The following is a 16,603-nucleotide window of genomic DNA, read 5'->3' as shown; positions in this document are numbered from 1 at the left end:
GCGGCGGCACCGAGGCGCTACCGGAGCGGGGCCCGGAGGCGGGAGGAACGGACGCGCTGCCGGAACGGGGTCCGCTCGCCGGTGGAACAGAGGCACTGCCGGGGCCGGGGCCGCCCGCAGGCGGGACGGAGGCGCTTCCGGAGCGCGGGCCGTTCGCGGGGGGGCACCGAGGCGCCGCCGCGGAAGGAACCGGTCGGGGGCGGGACGGACGCGCCGCCATTGGGAACGGAGGCGCTGCCGCCGGCGGGCGAGCGACCGGTGTCGCCCGGCTGCTGTCCGCCTCCCCAGCCGTAGCCCCCTTGCGGGTCGCCCTGGCCGGGGCGGTAACCATTGTCAGTCATTCGTCTTTACCATCCACATCGGTCGTCGCCGTCCTCGCGGGCGGCGGCGGTCAGTTCGTGGTGTCCCGGCATTCGCCTGGACCCCTGTCCGGGGTGGGGCTCCTGACCGGTCGTCAGGACGGCACCCTTGTGCTCACCTGGGCTCGCGCACGGGTGGGGCACGGGAGTCTGTCACTCGCGAGGCAGTGTGCCATACCCGGCCTGGCAATCCCCTGGAAGCCGCGGGCGCTGTTAGATTCGGTTGTGATGCTACCGGGCGCCATTGTCCGACTACGGATTGTCACGCCGTGTGGGGCACGGGAATCGCGGAGGGCGCAGAGTTCCCCTACCCATTCCACGTCCTGATCGGGCGTCAGGTCGCTTCTCGTTATCGAATTGTTATTGAATTGCGCCCCAGGTGGAGTGGCAGGGCGTCTCACCGGGCGTTTTCGGCTTCGCGCTGCCCGCCAAGCTCACTCGAACGGCGACGCTATCAAGGTAGTCACTATATCCGTCCTCCGCCCGCCTCCCGAGCTTCTGTGAACGGTACTACAACAAGAGGCGACGTTCGGAGGAGGCGGGGATGGCCGATTCGGTTGACAGTGCTCGGTGGACGACGTAGGGTTCAACCATATATCGCTTCGATACATCAGGTCGATACTGGCTCGGACCCGCCACCGGACCGAGCCACGGCGCAAGCCGAGGCCTGGGCCGTCGTCCAGGCGGCCGCGGGGAGGCGATGCCGGGCCGGAAGGACGGAGAGGGGAAGATGCTCGAGCTGGCGATACTCGGCCTCCTGCACGAATCGCCCATGCACGGCTATGAGCTGCGAAAGCGGCTCCTGTCGCTCTTGGGGGCGCTGCGCGCCGCCATCAGCTACGGCTCGCTGTACCCGACTCTGAAACGTCTGCGGACCAAGGGCTGGATCGAAGAGGAGGCGCCGGCGGAGGAGGACGACACCCTTGGCCCCTCCGGCAAACGCGTTCTCTCCGGACGTCGAGCCCGCAAGGTCTATCGCCTCACTCCGGCAGGAAAGGAACATTTCGCCCAGCTCATGTGTGATTCGAACCCCGATGGCGCCGATGAGGCAATGTTCGGGGTCCACCTGGCGTTCTTCTCCAGGACGGATCCGGCCAACCGCCTGCGCATCCTGGAGGCGCGGAGGCGGCGGGTCGAGGAGCGCCGCGAAAGGCTCAACTCCGCACTGAACCGCACCGCCGAGCGTCTCGACGCCTACGGCCTGGCCCTGCAGAAGTACGGGCTGGAGACCGCGGAGCGGGAGGTGAGGTGGCTCAACGAGCTCATCGCCTCGGAGGAGGGCCGTCGGCACTCGCACAGTGATCTCGGCGACCGGCTGGTCAGTCCACGGCATGACCAATCAGAACACCTGGACGATACTGAAGGAAGCAGAAACATCAGTAAAGGAGACAAGCGCGATGAGTAAAATTCGCGTGGCCATTGTCGGCGTGGGAAACTGCGCCTCGTCACTGGTTCAAGGAGTCGAGTACTACAAGGACGCCGAGCCGGGTGACAGGGTCCCCGGGCTCATGCACGTCCAGTTCGGCGACTACCACGTCGGCGACGTCGAGTTCACCGCCGCCTTCGACGTGGACGCCAAGAAGGTTGGCCAGGACCTCTCGGAGGCCGTCACGGCCTCGGAGAACAACACCATCACCTTCGCGGAGGTCCCGCCCACTGGTGTCACTGTGCAGCGCGGCCCGACCCTCGACGGTCTCGGCCAGTACTACACCGAGATGGTCGAGGAGTCCGACCAGGCGCCGGTGGACGTGGCCCAGGCACTGCGCGAGGCGCAGGTCGACGTGGTCGTCTGCTACCTCCCGGTCGGCAGTGAGGACGCGGCGAAGTTCTACGCCCAGGCCGCGATCGACGCCGGGGCGGCGTTCGTCAACGCCCTGCCGGTGTTCATCGCCTCCGACCCGGAGTGGGCGAAGAAGTTCGAGGACGCGGGCCTGCCGATCGTCGGCGACGACATCAAGTCGCAGGTCGGCGCGACCATCGTGCACCGCGTGCTCGCCAAGCTCTTCGAGGACCGCGGAGTCCGGCTGGACCACACCTACCAGCTGAACTTCGGCGGCAACATGGACTTCATGAACATGCTGGAGCGCACCCGCCTGCAGAGCAAGAAGATCTCCAAGACCCAGTCGGTCACCAGCCAGATCCCGCACGAGATGCAGGGAGCCGACGTCCACATCGGCCCGTCGGACCACGTCCCGTGGCTGACCGACCGCAAGTGGGCCTACATCCGCCTGGAGGGCACCACGTTCGGCGACGTGCCGCTCAACGCGGAGCTGAAGCTCGAGGTGTGGGACTCGCCGAACTCGGCGGGCGTCATCATCGACGCCCTGCGCGCGGCGAAGATCGCCAAGGACCGCGGCCACGCCGGCCCGGTTCTCAGCGCCTCCTCCTACTTCATGAAGAGCCCGCCGGAGCAGTACAGCGACGAGCAGGCCCGCGACGCCGTCGAGGAGTTCATCTCCCAGTAGCGGCACCGGGTCGAAGGGGCGGTCGGAAGACCGCCCCTTTACCGTGCCCGAGGAGTGGCCCCGGACTACGGCGACCCGGTCGCGGCCGCTGGTTCTTTGCGGCCCAAAGGAAAGCCCCGCCTCTATCGGGGAACCGTTCCGCTGAAACGCTGTACAGGGACAAAGGCGCACGTTATCCTCACCTTGTGAAGACCGCCGGGCACCTGAGAAAGCTGGCCGCGAGCACCGGGTTCCGACGCCTCCTCGCCGTCCGGCTCACCTCGCAGGCCTCCGACGGGCTCTTCCAGGCCTCCCTGGCGCTCAGCGTCTTCTTCAGCCCCGACGTCCGCGCCGACCCGCTCAACTACGCGATGGCGTTCATGATCCTGGTGGGCCCCTACTCGCTCCTGGGACCGTACGTGGGCGTGGTGCTCGACCGGTTCAGCCGGCGGAACCTGACCATCGCCGCCAACCTCGTCCGCGCCGGGCTCACCCTCGTGGTCGCCGGGATCCTCCCGGCGGGCTTCGACTGGCTGTGGATCGTGTGCGCCATGGGAGTCCTGGCGCTCAATCGCTTCGTCCTGGCCGGTCTGACCGCCGCCCACCCACACGTGGTCCGCGACGATGAACTCGTGACGGCCAACTCGGTGGCCTCCACACTCGGCGCCGTCGCCTTCGGGACGGGTATCGCGGCGGCGGGCGCGGGACAGCTGCTCCACTCCGGAGTCCCCTACGCGGCCATGGCCTTCACCGCCGGCGTCGGCTACTCGGTGTCGGCGGGGATCATGCTCCGCTCCTTCGCGCGGGGCGACCTCGGCCCCGAAGAGAGGGAACGGCCCGCCACCGGACTCCTGCGCGGACTGGCCGAGACGAGCCGCGGACTGGTCGAAGGGCTCAAGTTCCTCCGCCGCGTGCCCGGACCGGCCCTGGTCATGGCGCTGCAGGGGCTCCACCGCCTGCTCTACGGCGTCGTGTTCATCGTCAGCATCGTGCTGTTCTTCGGCTTCTTCCACGACCCCAACCTCCACCCCGACGGCCAGGACTCGCTGCGGTGGCTCCTCATCCTGGCGGTTCTGGGCAACGCGGGCGTGGCGATCGCGGCGGTGGCGACGCCCCGCGCCACGCGGCTGACCGGGCCCCGCCAGTGGGTGCTGAGCCTCCTGCTGCTGTGCGCCGCGATGACGGCCATGCTCGCGGCCACCATGCGGCCGTTCATGTTCGCCGTCGCCGTCATCTTCATCAACATCGCCTCGCAGGGCGTCAAGATCACCGTGGACACGGCGATCCAGGCCGGCGTCCCCGACGACTACCGGGGCCGCGTCTTCTCCCTGAACGACACGGTCTACAACGTCGGCTACCTGACGGGACTATTCGCGGGGGCGTTCACCGTGCCCGGCGACGGGTACACCCCGCCCACGCTGGCGGCCGTGGCGGCGGCCTACGTGATCGCGTTCGGAGGGTATGGCCGACTGTCACGAATGGCGCCCCCGTACGATACAGATCATGAGCGGCGATGAGAAACACCCCGCGGGCCGCGGCGAAGAACCCGTGGCCTCGAACCCCTTCCGCACCACCCCGCCGTGGCAGCGGGAGTCGGGCGGCTGGAAGGGCGCCGTCGTCGGGATCGCGGTCCTGGTGCTGGCCCTCGGCGGCATAGCGGGCGTCGCGTACCTCGCGATGAGCGGCTCCGACGAAGGCGGCGCGGACGACGCGCTCCCCGCGAGCGGCACGTGCGGCGCGGTCGACGCCGACGACGAAGAGCCCCTGGCCGAGCGCCCGGACTTCGCCATTCCCCCGGAGCGGTCCACCGCCGTCATCGAGACCGACTACGGCAGCGTGGAAATACTCCTCTTCGGCAACGTCTCCCCCTGCGGCGTGGCCGGCTTCTCCGCCCTGGCCGGCCAGGGCTACTACGACGGCCACGACTGCCACCGGGTCCAGATCTCACCGCAGCAGCCGACGACGGTCGTCGACTGCGGCGAACCGGGCCGGGGATTCACGGACGACGCGCTGGACGAGTGGACCGGCTCGGGCGGGCCGAAGGGCCACGGGCCCGGCTGGCGCTACCAGGCCGAAGTGGACGGAGCGGGGAAACTCATGGGCGACGTGCTGGCCCTGCCCCTGGACGACGAGGGACGGGCGGGAAGCGCGTTCACCCTCGTCCGGGGAGACTCCGTGCCCAGCGGGAACCTGAGCGTCATAGGCCAGGTCGTCGACGGCTACCAGGTGCTCGACGCCATCGCGGCGAGCGTGCCCACCGAGACCTACGAGGGAATGCCGCCGCAGGCGATCACCATTCGCGGCGTGGAGATTCGGGCGATGTCGGAGGACGGGTTCCCCTCCACGGAACCGAGCGGTGAGGCAGAGAGCGCCGACCCCTCCCCCGAGAACGGGACGTCGGACGAGCCCTCCGAGTCGGAGGGAACCCGCCCCGAGGAGACCGGGTCCGAGGGCCTGCCCTCGGTCAGCGGCTGGGGGCCGACCGACCGCTGAGGACCGTCAGTCTTCCTTCTTCTCGGCGTCCTTGTCCTTGGACTTCTTGCCGGCGTTGCGCTTGGCGTACTTGTCCACGTACTCCTGGCCGGTGAGCCGGCGGATGGAGTCCATGATCTCGTCGGTCACGGTGCGCAGCACGACCCTGTCGCCCGACTGGTCGGAGAAGCGGCTGAAGTCCAGCGGCTTGCCGACCCGGACGCCGACGGGGGCGACGCGCGGCCGGGACTCCCCTATGGGGAGCACCTTCTCGGTGCCGATGAGCCCCACCGGCACCACCGGGGCGCCCGACTGGAGGGCCAGGCGCGCCACGCCGACTTTGCCGCGGTAGAGGCGGCCGTCGGGAGAGCGCGTGCCCTCCGGGAAGATCGCGAAGACCCGTTCCTTGCGCAGCACCTCGAGCGACGGCTCCAGAGACTCGGCGCTGCGCCGCCCGCCCGAGCGGTCCACGGCCACCTGCCCGAGCGCCTTGACCGTCCGAGAGACCAGCTTGCCCTTCACACCCGCTCCGGTGAAGTACTCGATCTTGGCCATGGTGGCGATGTGGCGCTTGGTCGTCAGCCCGAGAAAGTAGTGGTCGGCGACCGACAGGTGGTTGGCGGCGAGGATGACGGGGCCAGAGGAGGGAATGTTCTCCTTACCGTCGATCCAGGGCCGGTAGACCAGGTTGATCGTCGGCACGGCGGTCCACTGCAATGTCTTGTAAAGCACGTTGGCTGGCTCTCTCCGTGAGTGCTCGCCCGAACGGAGCGGGAGGGCTGAGCGGGTTGGACGGGTATCCGCTGGGTGTTCCGAGTTTAGGACACCCCGCCGGGGTCACAGGTATTGGCCGGGATGCGAGTCGTGATCCTCACCGCGGGCCTGGCGTTCCGCCATCACGGCGCGCAGCTGCGGGGGGAGGTCCTCCTCCGCGCCGGCCGGGAGGGCCTTCATGTCGCCGGTGCGCATCTGCTCCAGCTGGAGCCGCGCGGCCATCTGCTGGGCCACCAGGGCGGCCTGGATGCCGTGGAAGAGGCCTTCGAGCCAGCCGACCAGCTGGGCCTGGGCGATGCGCAGCTCCGGTTCGGTGGGCGTCTCCTCCGCGCTGAAGGGCAGCGAGAGGCGCTCCAGCTCGTCGCGGAGCTCGGGGGCCAGCCCGGACTCGAGCTCGGCGATGGAGCGCTGATGGATGTCGCGGAGGCGCTGGCGGCCCTTGGCGTCGAGGTCGGCGGAGCGGACCTCCTCGAGCAGCTGCTTGATCATGGAGCCGACGCGCATGACCTTGGCCGGTTCCGAGACGAGCTTGGCCGGGTCGGTCTCGGACTCGGCGGCCTCCGGCTCGCCCTCCTCCTCGGCGCGGGCCTCGGCATGGGCTTCGGCGACGGGATTGCCCTCGGCGTCGACGATCAAGTACTCGTCGGACTGCCCGTCGGCGTGCTGGTCCTCGCGGACCTCCCGGTCCTCGGTCTCACGGTTCCGGCGCTCGGTGCTGTCGGCCATGTGTTTCTCCCAGTGCTTTTCGGAGTGTGCCTCTACGATTCTAGTTTCCCTCATTTAGCGTAGCGGCATCCGAGTCGCGAGTCGTTCCGGCCGCGGCACGGGTCCGCACGGCCTTCCCCGATTTCGACCAGGTGGAATGCCATTGACAGAGGACCCGCGAGTCACCTATGCAACCGGTCACCGCCGGCGCTTCCCCGAGGGGGACGCCTATCGGGGGCACAACGTCCCAGTCCTCGATCAGATTCACGTTCTCCGGTAAGCGGCAACGGATTCGAGGGCCACCGCTGGTACCTTGTCCCGACGGTGAGACCCCCATTCTGGACAGGTGAGCAGTGATGGTCGAACACTACGAATTCCGACTTCTCGGACCCATTGAGGCGGATATCGACAGCAGTCCGGCGAATCTCGGGCACACCAGGCAGAAGGCCGTCTTGGCGGCCCTCCTGGTAGACCCCGGCGCCAGGGTCGGCGACTCGGAGATGTGCCACCGAATCTGGAACGACGCCACGCCTCGCACCGCGCCGCAGACGCTCCAGAGCTATGTTTCCCGCCTGCGGACGGCGATCGCCCCCTCTGGAGCGCGGATAGAGCGGATTTGCGGGGGATACCGCTGGTCGGGAGACCCGCACGCGGTCGACCTGCACCGCTTCCGCACCCTGGCGGCCCGTGCCCGCCGAGACCCGGCCGGCCGGTACGCGAGCGCGGAAGCGGCCCTGGAGCTCTGGCGCGGGGAGCCCTTCGGAGGGATCGACGCGCATTGGTTCTGGGCCCAGAGGTCGTCCCTGCACCGCGAGTACCACGAACTCTGGCTTGACAAGAACGACGGGCTCCTGGCCCGCCGCCTGCACCACCGCCTCATCCCCGAACTGGTGGCCGCGACAGAGGACCACCCTTTCGATGAAAGGCTGTCCCGCCAGTACATGACGGCTCTCTACCTCTCCGGGCGCCAGAACGAGGCCTTCGGAGAGTACCGCCGGCTGCGGGACGTTCTGCGGGACGAGCTGGGGACCGGCCCCCAGGAATCCACCGTCCGGCTCCACCGGAGCCTGTTGAGGGGAGAACTGCCCCCCGCGAGAGGAAGACGGCGCCGGAGGGGTGTCCGGTCCCTCCCCGAAACCAGGCGAGCAGGTCGCTCTGGCCGCGCGATGGCGCACTGCACCCGAGTCGTGTTGAAACGGCAGAGGCGCCGTGCCGCCTGGTGACGGCATGGCGCCTCGTGGCGATCGGCAGACTATGCGCGGTAGTAGGCCGTCTTGCAGAACTTGTCGTCTGAGTAGCTGTGGTTGTTGTTGTCCAGACAGATCTTGAACTTGTACAGGCGGTCCTCGACCATGTTGTAGTCCTTGTACGTGCGGCGTTCGCAGTTCCCGTTGCCGGGGACGTGGTAGGCGTAGATGCGCTTGCCGGTCACCGTGTCCCAGACGTATCCGACGGCCGAGTAGCCGTCGGCGTCCGAGTCGCAGACGTCCATCTGGTCACCGTAGTCCCAGAAGCGGAGGGTGCCGCCGGGGTTGTCGTCACTCGTGAAAAGGGTGTAATCGGGAGCGGCCGCAGCGGGCGAGGTGAAGGCGAAAACGGCGGCGCCGGTGGCGGCGAGAGTGCTCAGAGTCCGCAGGGTCTTCTTGAACTTCATGTGAGGTCCTTTTCTCGTCGGTTCAGTCGGACGTGTGAAAGAATAGGACCTCACCCTTGTGAATTCCGTGAGGAAAGCTTGAATCAAGCCCTTACGGTGCCGATACTTGATAGCCAGACCGCCGTCTGAGTGACGACCGCCGACAAGAAGTCGGGCGGGACGCCCAGGAATCTGGTGGCCGAAACTCCGATCGCCTACGTGTCGACCGCCACCGTCTGGGAATTGACGATCAAGTCGACACTGGGAAGATCATTCTTCCGCACCACCTGGCAGACGAGCTCGTCGACAACGGCATGCGCGTTCTCCCGATCCAAGCCGAGCATGCCGAAGAATTGAGGATATTCCCCCGGCTGAATCGCCACGACCCGTTCGACAGATTGATCCTGGCCCAGGCATTGTGCGAATCGTTGACGTTGTCGACCTCTGACGGCGTCCCGCTGGACCTGGACGAGGACTTCATACTGGACTCCAGGACATGAAAAAAGACCAGGTCGTTTAGACCTGGTCTTCTCACTCTGTGCGCGAGGTGGGAGTTGAACCCATAATCAATGGAAAATTCTCACCTCGCGCCCCAGGTCAACACCAGAAAATTAGTCCATAATCGATTGCAGTGGGGATATAGTGGGGAATTGTCCCCATGCTTTCGAGGTCGACATCTGGCTGCGCGAACCTCATTTACTGCCGCCTGGAGCCCCGCAGTCCATATCCGGTCTCAAAATAACGAGATTTGCACCACATGGAATCGTGCGGTAGATAGGCTTATCATGGCTGCTGCCACTAGACTCCCCGGATTTCGTCGAGCATGAGATACAGCGATTGGCTCCGCTTGTCTTCCGGGAGCGCCTCCAGGGCCGTCTTACCGTAGGTGAGACCGCCCTCCTTGTCGCCGCCCTTGGCGATCATCAACGCCTTGTGGAGCTCCGCGTGCGTTTCGAACCGGACCATGTTCGCCGGCCGGTGCGCCGCGATCTCCCCTTGCCACTGCTCCGCCTTCGGGTCACCGAGACGAGCGTGCAACAGACTCCCCACGACGGCGAACCGCCACCACGGATAGTTGAAGTCGGTGATCTCGTCTGTCGGCGACACGGCGTCATAGACCCGCTGGGTTTCGTCCCACGCCTCGCGTGCTTCCCGGTGGTGCCCCGACGTCGCGAGCGCGTGTGTGTATCCCATGAGGGCGTTCAGGAGACCTGCGGACGGGGCGCCGTTGGATAGTTCGATGGCTTGGCGCGCGAAGGTCAATGCTGTGGGGGTTGCGGCGCCTTCGTAGCCGAGCGCGAGGGCGGCGCGTCCGGCCACCCATATTTGGGTGTCGCGGTCGCCCGACCGTTTCGCGGCCACGGCGGCCTTGCGATACCAGCGGATCGCGTCCGCCGGCCCTTTGGTGGTTTTCCCGAAGACGACGAGCTCCTTCGCCACGACCGCCCACATTTCGGGGGCGTCGACGGCGTGCTGGAGAACGGAGAGGTCGGCGGCCAAGGTGGATTGGACGACGGAGGCGCCGGAGGTCATGTAGTCCTCGCCGAGGCGGTAGAGGTGTTCGTTCCAGTCGTCGTTGTCGGGGGTTGATCCGAGGAGGGCGTCGAAGCCACGAGTCAGGATCCGCGAGGCGGCTTCGGGTGCTATGAGCATAGCGGCGCCCCCGAGGGCGACAGTTCGTCGGCGCATGTCAGTCCTCTCCCTGTGGGCTTCCTCGTAGGCCAACAGTACGTCGTCGGGGATCGACCGTCGTCCGCATTCCATGTTGGTCACGTGCGTGACGGAGTAGCCCGTTCGTTTGGCCATGTCGGCCTGAGTGAGTGCGGCTTCGTTGCGAGTGGCTCGGAGTTGCTCGCCTAGCTCGGGGTTGCCTGCCATTACGCCTCCCAGGAGGTGGCCTCGTCGTAGTATTTCTGGGCCCATTCGGCTACTTGCTGCTCCATTGGCAATTGTGCCAGGGATGCCCGAATCAGTTGCGCCGCATCGCTTCCCTCGCCAAGCTCGCCGAGGACGCGTGCCTCTTGGATCTCCAGGAACCCTCGCGAGTGCCAGTAGACGCAGTCCGGGGGTGGGCCCTCACCGTCGACGGCGTCAATCAGGCGCGGGACTGTGTCGAGCAGTTGACGGGCGCGTCGGCGTTGGCCGATCGCGACGTTGAGGCGGGCCTGCCTGATCACGTCGTAGGCTCGTTGGGCGGGGTGTAGGAACGGGATTCGTTGCGCGAATTCGAGGCGGTGGAGGGCGTCGCCGGTTTTGCCGGTCTGTTCGAGACGGTAGGCGTCGAAGCCGATCGCGACGCGCCGTAGAAGATCGTCGCCCTCGCCCCATTGCTCGGCCTTGGTCAGGGTGGACCTGGCGGCGTTCGGTTGCCCCGTGGCGATCTCCAGCCACCCGGTGAAGATCGCCCATTGCGAAGCGATCTCCAGAACGCGCCCCTTTGGTGCCTCCTTCACGAGCGATTCGGCCAGGTCGGTCTGACCCTTCCCGATCGAGAGGACAGCGAAGGAGCCCATCTTGTCGTCCAGCCGGCGAGCGGACTGGAGGAAGTCGTAATGCGCTTCCAACGCGTCCGAGCTGGTCATATCCTTCGCCTTCCCGGGCATGGGCACGCCTGCCCTCTCGTACGCTTCCCTGATGGCGGGGGTAAGGTCTCGACGGCCGCCCTCGAAGTTGGAGAGGTGCGACCGGCTCACGAATTGTGCCACGGTCTCCAGTTTGACACCGAGGTCGAGGCGACGACGTCGTACGAGCTGCCCATAGCCCATTTGAAACCCTCTGAAACGTTGAAGAGTATTGCCCACTGAGGCGTACACCACTCATCATAGCTCTTATGGGACAGGCACAGATTACTCGCGGTGAGCTCTCGCATGACGGCACGTGGTTCGAGTGGAACGCGGTCCCCGACCGGCTCGTTGTCTGGACCTCGGACAGTAGCAGCATGGTGATGAGCGTCGACCTTGACGGCGCCCGACCCCCGCACTGGTTCGGCGAGTGGGGCCGGCCGAGCTACGACGCATGGCGGCGAGCGTTCTCCCGAGCGCTGGGCCTGGCCTTGGAAAACTACCCCCAGTTGAGAGGAATCGTCGATGGGCAAGAAGAACGCCCCCCGGGACATGGGCGAGGGTAAGCACTCAAAGGAGACACGCACGGACGGCCACAAGAAGGGCTCGCGGGGCCCGTTCGTCGACCCGAGCCAGAACAAGAAGGGCAAGCACGGTAAGTAATGATGGATCAGCACTGGAAGCGGATGCTCTCGCAGCTGAAGGACGAAGGCTACCTCCTCTCCACGCGTTGGGAGGCTGCCTTCTCCAGTGTTGACCGGGCCGTCTTCCTGCCGCCAAGGATCGACGGGGTGGAGAAAACCCACCGGTTCGAGGAGTGGCAGGAGGCGGCCTACACGCTGCAACCCATCGTCACCAAGCGCGCGACGAACGGCACGCCCATCAGTTCGTCGAGTGACCCCCGCGTCATGCTCGACATGCTGGAGTCCCTCGGCCTGGAGCCCGGCATGAGGGTCCTGGAGCTCGGCACCGGGACGGGATACAACACGGCCCTGCTCTGCGCGGTCGCCGGCACCGAGAACGTCACGTCGATCGACATTGATTCGGACGTGACCCTGTCGGCGCGCATCAACCTGTCCCGCTGTGGATACCCGGCCGTGGCGGTGACGCGAGACGGGAAGAACGGGTACGCCACCCGCGCGCCGTATGATCGCCTGATCGTCACCTACGCCGTCGACCGGCTGGAACCGGCATGGCTGCAACAGGTCGCCGACGGCGGGCTGATCGTCGCCCCGTGGGAGAACGACCTCGGCTCGCAGGTGGTCGCGCAGTTTCGGGTGCAGGGCGGCCAGGCGACCGGGCGGGCGACGGCTGAGTGCGCGTTCATGTTCGACCGCGCCGAGCACGAATCGACACGCGTTCAGAGCGCCGGGGCGTACAGCACGACCACCGCTTTCAGTCCCGAGTATTTCCGCGAGTACGCCTCGGTGGACCTCTGGATCATCGACCAGATCCCCGGGATCAGCCTCTACCCCCACGACGATGTGTACATGTTCACCCGAGGCTCCGACGTCGCGCTCCTCGGCCTCGAGGCCGGAGAGGACGACCAGTACCCCGTCATGGGCGACGGGCACCCCGGTTTCTGGAACGAGATCGAGGCCGCCTACTCGTCATGGTTCGAAGCCGGGCGCCCGTTCTACGAGGACTACCGCCTCCACTCCGACCCGTCCGGTGCGATCACCGCCGACGTGACGGCCGCCGGGCCGGAAGCGAGTTCGGATGGCTGACTCGACGTTCATTACCTATAAGGGCCAGAAGTTCGAGGTGAGCGTGCTCCGCCCCGAGGAGGACCTCACCATGGTCTCCGTCCTCACCACGGACTATCGTTTCGCCCTGTCGATCGACTTCGAGGGCCAGGAGTTGCCGACCACCACCTACGGCCTGGCAATCAAAAACCGGAGCCGGGCATGGCGAGAAGGACTCCGCCGCGAGGCGATCGTCGCCGCACAGCTCAATTCGCACCCGTGAGTAGGGGGATGGAAAAAGGGTGGGCCCCGTGCGCCGACACCACGGGGCCCACCGTATGAGACGAGGGCGCAAAATTCATCAACTATGAAAGTCACTTCGCACACGTGAGCGCGCCCCCGGGAGAGGCCGGCCGGAAACCCCGGTCGGCCCCACCACTTTAGGAAGAGACGGACAGGATGGGAACCCGCATCACGCTCCCCTGCGGTGAGTACCGCGTCCGCATGACGAGCCCCGACGTCGGGCACGTCCTCGGCGACGACGGGTACCCGATTGCCACGGCCTACGGCCCGCCGCCGTTCGTCGACGTCCTGATTCATGAGGGCGCCGACGCCCTGGCCCCACACGAGGCCCGCATCCGATACGTCATGACGCAGCAAATGACGCCCGGCCGCACGCCACCGAAGCGGCGCCTGTTTCGGAGGTTCGCACGGTGGCTCGCGCGACGCCTGCGACGCTGGTGGTGACCAGGCACCGTCGCCATGAGCAGCATTTAGGACTCGATGAGGATGGTTTTATGAAACCATGTGCGACAGTGAGTCCAGTTCATGTCCACAACCCTCATGGAGAGAACAAAGTGAAGAACTGGTTCAAAAAGTCGATGGTGGCCGGAGTCCTCGCGGTCGCTGCTAGCGCAGGTACCTTCGCGACACCCGCGGCAGCCCAACCACCGATTCACGTGGGATACTTCACAAAGAGCGTTTGCCAGGAAAAGGGAGCATGGTACGAGCGAACGTATTCGCAAGTCGATGGTTACTCGTGCACTTACACCATTATTGATGGTCGGGCACGGTGGCACCTCCAACTCTACTGATAACGAAACTGCCGAGCGCGACGACGCGCCCCCTGCCCGGGGGGTGCGTTGCTGTCAGTAGCGGCTACTCGCGGTTGCCAACCTCGGTGCGCTGACGCAAAGTCTTGACCGCGGCCATGAGCGTCGCGAGCGCGGTAAGGGACTGTGCGGTGGCTTCGGCGTAGGCGGCCTGCTCGTCGGCGTTGATGTAGCCGAACGTGCCGAGCGCGGCCAGGACGGCGGTCGCGACGGCGTACACGGCCGTGCGTTGGGTGTCGGTCATGGGATCCTCCTATAAATTAGGACGTATGTTCGATGATCGTCGCCCGCGGTATTAGACCGCCCGTAGCGCCGAGCGCCCGCAGGTCAGAGTGCATGTCATGGCCCTCCCGCAGCCCGGCGGGCGGTGGCTGGTGCGCCGAGACGCCGGCATGGACGCCGTCGAACCGTGCGAGGTCGAGTGCGAGGACGAGGCCGCAGGTATCGAGGCGGCCCGGCGGCTCATGGTCGAAACCAAGGTCCTCAGGGAGTGGGAGTACCTCGGGGCGTGGCCGCCGATCGAGTCATAGTGTTTTTCGGAAGCGCCACTAGCAGGACGCAGTCATTGTAAAGTTCAGTACATGAATACTTCACCTTCTGAAATGACGCTTGAATGCGCTATTGGTGCAGCAGTCCTGGAAAGCGCAAAAGCCGAAGATATGCTATTGGGAGTGCTTACTGGTCTCCGAGGATCATTTGAGAATGTCGGTAGAGACCAAGAGTTGACACTATTTCAAACCATAAATGAGTGTAAAAAACTTCTAGAATCACAAGGAAATCTTGACCCTAAGGCATCTACTGAGATAAGTATCTTGTTGGAAGAACTGGACGAACTGCGTGATAAGCGAAACCAAGTCATTCATGACATAGCAGCACGTGACCAGTCTTCGAGTGAAAATGAATTCGTGTGGATGCCTAGCATCTGGGCAACGCCTAGCTCTCATGATCCATTTGACATAAGTGATGTCATTAAGCTGACACAGGATTTCCGTCAGGCGTGGACTAGAATAATTGCAGTGGCAATTCAATGCTTCCCCGTCCTCGCGAAGCCAAGATATTGGGAGAACGGGGATACATAGTTAATAACAGCACATTCCTTGCAATGGCTTAACTAAAAGCACTTGAATGCATTTCAACTGCAAACTGATGTCATAAAAGGTTCTAACTAGTCGCGGGAGGCTTCGCCGTCGGCCCGATCGGTGAGCTGCCGGACCTCCGCCGCGAGTGCCGCCTCCCGCAGTTCTGCGGCTTCGAGGCGTGATCGTAGGTTGTTGAGTTCGGCGGCCATACGGTCGCCGCGCTCGCGGCTGGTGGCGAGTTCTTCCCTGTAGCGTCCGACTTCGCCGCGCGCGGCTTCGAGGTCGGTCCGGAGTTCCGCGAGGAGGTGGCCGTAGGCTTCGTAGATTTGGGTGTGGGCCTCCTCGGTGATTTGGCGGACTTGGGCACGGCGGAGGCGCCGGCCTACGTAGGCGGTGACTGCGGAGGCACCGGCCCCGGAGGCAGCGGAGCCGATCAGGGCGAGGGTGGCTGGGTCCACTAGTCAACCTCGGTGATGCGGCCAGAAATCTGGACGTCACGTGGGAGCTCCAGGACCCCATCCCGGCCGTCCGCGCCGTCCTTCCCGGCCGGGCCGCGGGCGCCGTCCTTCCCGGCGTACCGTTTTGCCATGGCCATCTGGAGTTGCCCGTAGGCCCAGCCGGTGAAGTTCTCGCCATCGTCGACGCCGGAGCCCTGGCTTTTGCGCATCGCGAGCACGGCCGCCGCGGTCTTCGGGCCGTACACGCCGTCAACTTCTCCGGGGCTGTGCCCGGCGTAGCGGAGCGCGGCCTGGAGGCCCTTGACGGCCTCGCCTTCGCTACCTACCTTGAGTCCGATCACGTCGTTTCCTCTTCCATCGTGTGCGGGGGCAGCGATGCCCCACGTGCTGGTGTCGTCGTAGGGTCCGGTCGACTGGCCGTCAGGGCCGCGGCCGACCGAGATGTGCATGTGAGCGGTGTGCGGGTTCGAGCCGTAGTATGAGCGCCAGGACCAGCCAGTGTGGATGCCGGCGATGAGCCGGTTCGCGATCACGTACTTCACGCTCGGGTGCCGGTTGTCGGGGTGGACGAGGTGATCGGTGAGCGCGTCGATGTCGACGCCTGCGCCGGGGTCGTGCGTGATGTCCATGGCGCACACGACACCCTGGGCATTCGGGTTGTGGTCGCTGGCGGTGCCTTGGTGGGCGCGGTCGCCGATCGTGCCGTCCGACCGCGTCGACCGGCCGGGCGCGAGGGCGTTGATCTCGTCGCGCAGCCGCTCCAGACTGCGCGCTAGTCTCCATGAGTTCATAGCTGGTCGGTCTCCCCTCACGCAGCGAGCCGCTGCCACGTCGCATAGCTGTTGCGGTGGATCGAAGTTTCTGACGCATCGGACGTCACCTGAGCGAACTGGAAAGTCAGCTCGCCGTCGCCGTCGACGATCAGGTCTTCCCAGATCAGAGAGGACGTGTTCGTCGTGAAGTGGTCGACGGTCTGTTCCTCGTCATCGGTCAAGACCTGGCGCCACCGCATGTCGGCGACGGTTGCGGCGTTGCCGGTCGTGGATTCGCCGTGTGATCCGATTGAGCGGTTGTACATGGTGACCGACCCGGACGTGGTGGACCAGGCCCAGCGCATGCCGCCTCCCAGCGAGGTGTACCGGACCAGGAGACGGATCTCGGTAAGGTCGTTGACGGGGACGACGATGCTGGTGTCCGTGAGCGTGGTCGACGACGCCACCGACTGTTCGGTGCCCTGAGTTACCCGGGTCGCGGCGAGCGCCTGGAGGTCGTCGGCAGTGAGCCGTTGGCCGGCGAGAAAGTTGATCGGCATGTGGGTCTC

The 16,603-nt window shown here is 65.8% G+C and carries 22 protein-coding genes; 11 read left to right on the top strand and 11 right to left on the bottom strand.

Annotated features, from left to right (window positions below):
• Nucleotides 1-17: 17 nt before the first annotated feature.
• Nucleotides 18-341: a hypothetical protein gene (locus ACFTE1_RS21860; protein WP_380762869.1), complete on the bottom strand. Its 324-nt coding sequence runs from the start codon at nt 339-341 to the stop codon at nt 18-20.
• Nucleotides 342-1,089: 748 nt separating this feature from the next.
• Here ACFTE1_RS21860 and ACFTE1_RS21855 point away from each other — a divergent pair.
• The 4 genes from ACFTE1_RS21855 (at nt 1,090) to ACFTE1_RS21840 (ending at nt 5,296) form a co-directional block, all read left to right on the top strand.
• A complete protein-coding gene (locus tag ACFTE1_RS21855; RefSeq protein WP_380617900.1) occupies nt 1,090-1,764 on the top strand; it encodes a PadR family transcriptional regulator in 675 nt (224 codons plus the stop codon).
• A complete protein-coding gene (locus ACFTE1_RS21850) occupies nt 1,757-2,824 on the top strand; it encodes an inositol-3-phosphate synthase (RefSeq protein ID WP_380617575.1) in 1,068 nt (355 codons plus the stop codon). The genes ACFTE1_RS21855 and ACFTE1_RS21850 overlap by 8 nt, the downstream gene beginning before the upstream one ends.
• Nucleotides 2,825-3,009: 185 nt before the next feature.
• Nucleotides 3,010-4,320: an MFS transporter gene (locus ACFTE1_RS21845; RefSeq protein WP_380617576.1), complete on the top strand. Its 1,311-nt coding sequence runs from the start codon at nt 3,010-3,012 to the stop codon at nt 4,318-4,320.
• Nucleotides 4,307-5,296, top strand: coding sequence for a peptidylprolyl isomerase (locus ACFTE1_RS21840; protein WP_380617577.1), 990 nt, complete (start codon nt 4,307-4,309; stop codon nt 5,294-5,296). The genes ACFTE1_RS21845 and ACFTE1_RS21840 overlap by 14 nt, the downstream gene beginning before the upstream one ends.
• A 6-nt stretch (nt 5,297-5,302) precedes the next feature.
• Here the strand turns inward: ACFTE1_RS21840 and ACFTE1_RS21835 are convergent, their stop codons facing one another.
• Nucleotides 5,303-6,007 carry a lysophospholipid acyltransferase family protein gene (locus ACFTE1_RS21835; protein ID WP_380617578.1) on the bottom strand — a complete coding sequence of 235 codons (705 nt, stop codon included), beginning with the start codon at nt 6,005-6,007 and terminating at the stop codon, nt 5,303-5,305.
• 105 nt (nt 6,008-6,112) lie between these two features.
• Nucleotides 6,113-6,775: a bacterial proteasome activator family protein gene (locus ACFTE1_RS21830; protein WP_380617579.1), complete on the bottom strand. Its 663-nt coding sequence runs from the start codon at nt 6,773-6,775 to the stop codon at nt 6,113-6,115.
• A gap of 335 nt (nt 6,776-7,110) precedes the next feature.
• On the opposite strand from ACFTE1_RS21830, the gene ACFTE1_RS21825 reads away from it, so the two are divergent.
• Nucleotides 7,111-7,977, top strand: a complete 867-nt coding sequence (locus ACFTE1_RS21825) for an AfsR/SARP family transcriptional regulator (RefSeq protein WP_380617580.1) — start codon at nt 7,111-7,113, stop codon at nt 7,975-7,977.
• Nucleotides 7,978-8,006: 29 nt separating this feature from the next.
• Here the strand turns inward: ACFTE1_RS21825 and ACFTE1_RS21820 are convergent, their stop codons facing one another.
• From ACFTE1_RS21820 to ACFTE1_RS21805, 4 genes are all read right to left on the bottom strand, one after another.
• Nucleotides 8,007-8,408: a hypothetical protein gene (locus tag ACFTE1_RS21820; protein WP_380617581.1), complete on the bottom strand. Its 402-nt coding sequence runs from the start codon at nt 8,406-8,408 to the stop codon at nt 8,007-8,009.
• Between the two features lie 194 nt (nt 8,409-8,602).
• Nucleotides 8,603-8,770, bottom strand: coding sequence for a hypothetical protein (locus tag ACFTE1_RS21815; RefSeq protein ID WP_380617582.1), 168 nt, complete (start codon nt 8,768-8,770; stop codon nt 8,603-8,605).
• A 415-nt stretch (nt 8,771-9,185) separates the two neighbouring features.
• The gene (locus ACFTE1_RS21810) at nt 9,186-10,265 is read right to left on the bottom strand and encodes a helix-turn-helix domain-containing protein (RefSeq protein WP_380762866.1); all 1,080 of its coding nucleotides are present in this window, start codon (nt 10,263-10,265) and stop codon (nt 9,186-9,188) included.
• Entirely contained in the window at nt 10,265-10,969 is a 705-nt protein-coding gene (locus tag ACFTE1_RS21805) for a hypothetical protein (RefSeq protein WP_380762863.1), read from the bottom strand. The genes ACFTE1_RS21810 and ACFTE1_RS21805 overlap by 1 nt, the downstream gene beginning before the upstream one ends.
• A gap of 504 nt (nt 10,970-11,473) precedes the next feature.
• On the opposite strand from ACFTE1_RS21805, the gene ACFTE1_RS21800 reads away from it, so the two are divergent.
• The 4 genes from ACFTE1_RS21800 to ACFTE1_RS21785 all read left to right on the top strand — a co-directional run bounded on the left by ACFTE1_RS21800 (nt 11,474) and on the right by ACFTE1_RS21785 (nt 13,380).
• Nucleotides 11,474-11,611: a hypothetical protein gene (locus ACFTE1_RS21800; RefSeq protein WP_380617585.1), complete on the top strand. Its 138-nt coding sequence runs from the start codon at nt 11,474-11,476 to the stop codon at nt 11,609-11,611.
• On the top strand, nt 11,611-12,675 hold the full coding sequence (locus ACFTE1_RS21795) for a hypothetical protein (protein WP_380617586.1): 1,065 nt from the start codon (nt 11,611-11,613) through the stop codon (nt 12,673-12,675). Before ACFTE1_RS21800 ends, ACFTE1_RS21795 begins: the two co-directional genes overlap by 1 nt.
• A complete protein-coding gene (locus ACFTE1_RS21790; protein ID WP_380617587.1) occupies nt 12,668-12,916 on the top strand; it encodes a hypothetical protein in 249 nt (82 codons plus the stop codon). The genes ACFTE1_RS21795 and ACFTE1_RS21790 overlap by 8 nt, the downstream gene beginning before the upstream one ends.
• 176 nt (nt 12,917-13,092) lie before the next feature.
• Nucleotides 13,093-13,380 (top strand): hypothetical protein, encoded by a 288-nt coding sequence (locus ACFTE1_RS21785; RefSeq protein ID WP_380617588.1) that lies wholly within the window; start codon nt 13,093-13,095, stop codon nt 13,378-13,380.
• Nucleotides 13,381-13,791: 411 nt separating this feature from the next.
• On the opposite strand, the gene ACFTE1_RS21780 is transcribed toward ACFTE1_RS21785, so the two are convergent.
• A complete protein-coding gene (locus ACFTE1_RS21780) occupies nt 13,792-13,989 on the bottom strand; it encodes a hypothetical protein (protein WP_380617589.1) in 198 nt (65 codons plus the stop codon).
• Nucleotides 13,990-14,086: 97 nt separating this feature from the next.
• On the opposite strand from ACFTE1_RS21780, the gene ACFTE1_RS21775 reads away from it, so the two are divergent.
• Together ACFTE1_RS21775 and ACFTE1_RS21770 are read left to right on the top strand one after the other, a co-directional pair.
• Nucleotides 14,087-14,275 (top strand): hypothetical protein, encoded by a 189-nt coding sequence (locus ACFTE1_RS21775; protein WP_380617590.1) that lies wholly within the window; start codon nt 14,087-14,089, stop codon nt 14,273-14,275.
• Between the two features lie 51 nt (nt 14,276-14,326).
• On the top strand, nt 14,327-14,824 hold the full coding sequence (locus ACFTE1_RS21770; RefSeq protein WP_380617591.1) for a hypothetical protein: 498 nt from the start codon (nt 14,327-14,329) through the stop codon (nt 14,822-14,824).
• A gap of 86 nt (nt 14,825-14,910) precedes the next feature.
• Here the strand turns inward: ACFTE1_RS21770 and ACFTE1_RS21765 are convergent, their stop codons facing one another.
• Genes ACFTE1_RS21765 through ACFTE1_RS21755 form a run of 3 tightly spaced genes read right to left on the bottom strand, consistent with a single transcriptional unit; the run spans nt 14,911 to nt 16,594 of the window.
• The gene (locus tag ACFTE1_RS21765) at nt 14,911-15,282 is read right to left on the bottom strand and encodes a hypothetical protein (RefSeq protein ID WP_380617592.1); all 372 of its coding nucleotides are present in this window, start codon (nt 15,280-15,282) and stop codon (nt 14,911-14,913) included.
• Complete coding sequence (locus tag ACFTE1_RS21760) at nt 15,282-16,073, bottom strand: peptidoglycan-binding protein (RefSeq protein WP_380617593.1); 792 nt, start codon at nt 16,071-16,073, stop codon at nt 15,282-15,284. The genes ACFTE1_RS21765 and ACFTE1_RS21760 overlap by 1 nt, the downstream gene beginning before the upstream one ends.
• 17 nt (nt 16,074-16,090) lie before the next feature.
• Nucleotides 16,091-16,594: a hypothetical protein gene (locus ACFTE1_RS21755; RefSeq protein ID WP_380617594.1), complete on the bottom strand. Its 504-nt coding sequence runs from the start codon at nt 16,592-16,594 to the stop codon at nt 16,091-16,093.
• Between the last annotated feature and the right edge of the window lie 9 nt (nt 16,595-16,603).

Source organism: Salininema proteolyticum, from assembly GCF_042685645.1.
GTDB lineage: Bacteria > Actinomycetota > Actinomycetes > Mycobacteriales > Micromonosporaceae > Salininema > Salininema proteolyticum.
This window is presented reverse-complemented; position numbering and strand designations above follow the sequence as displayed.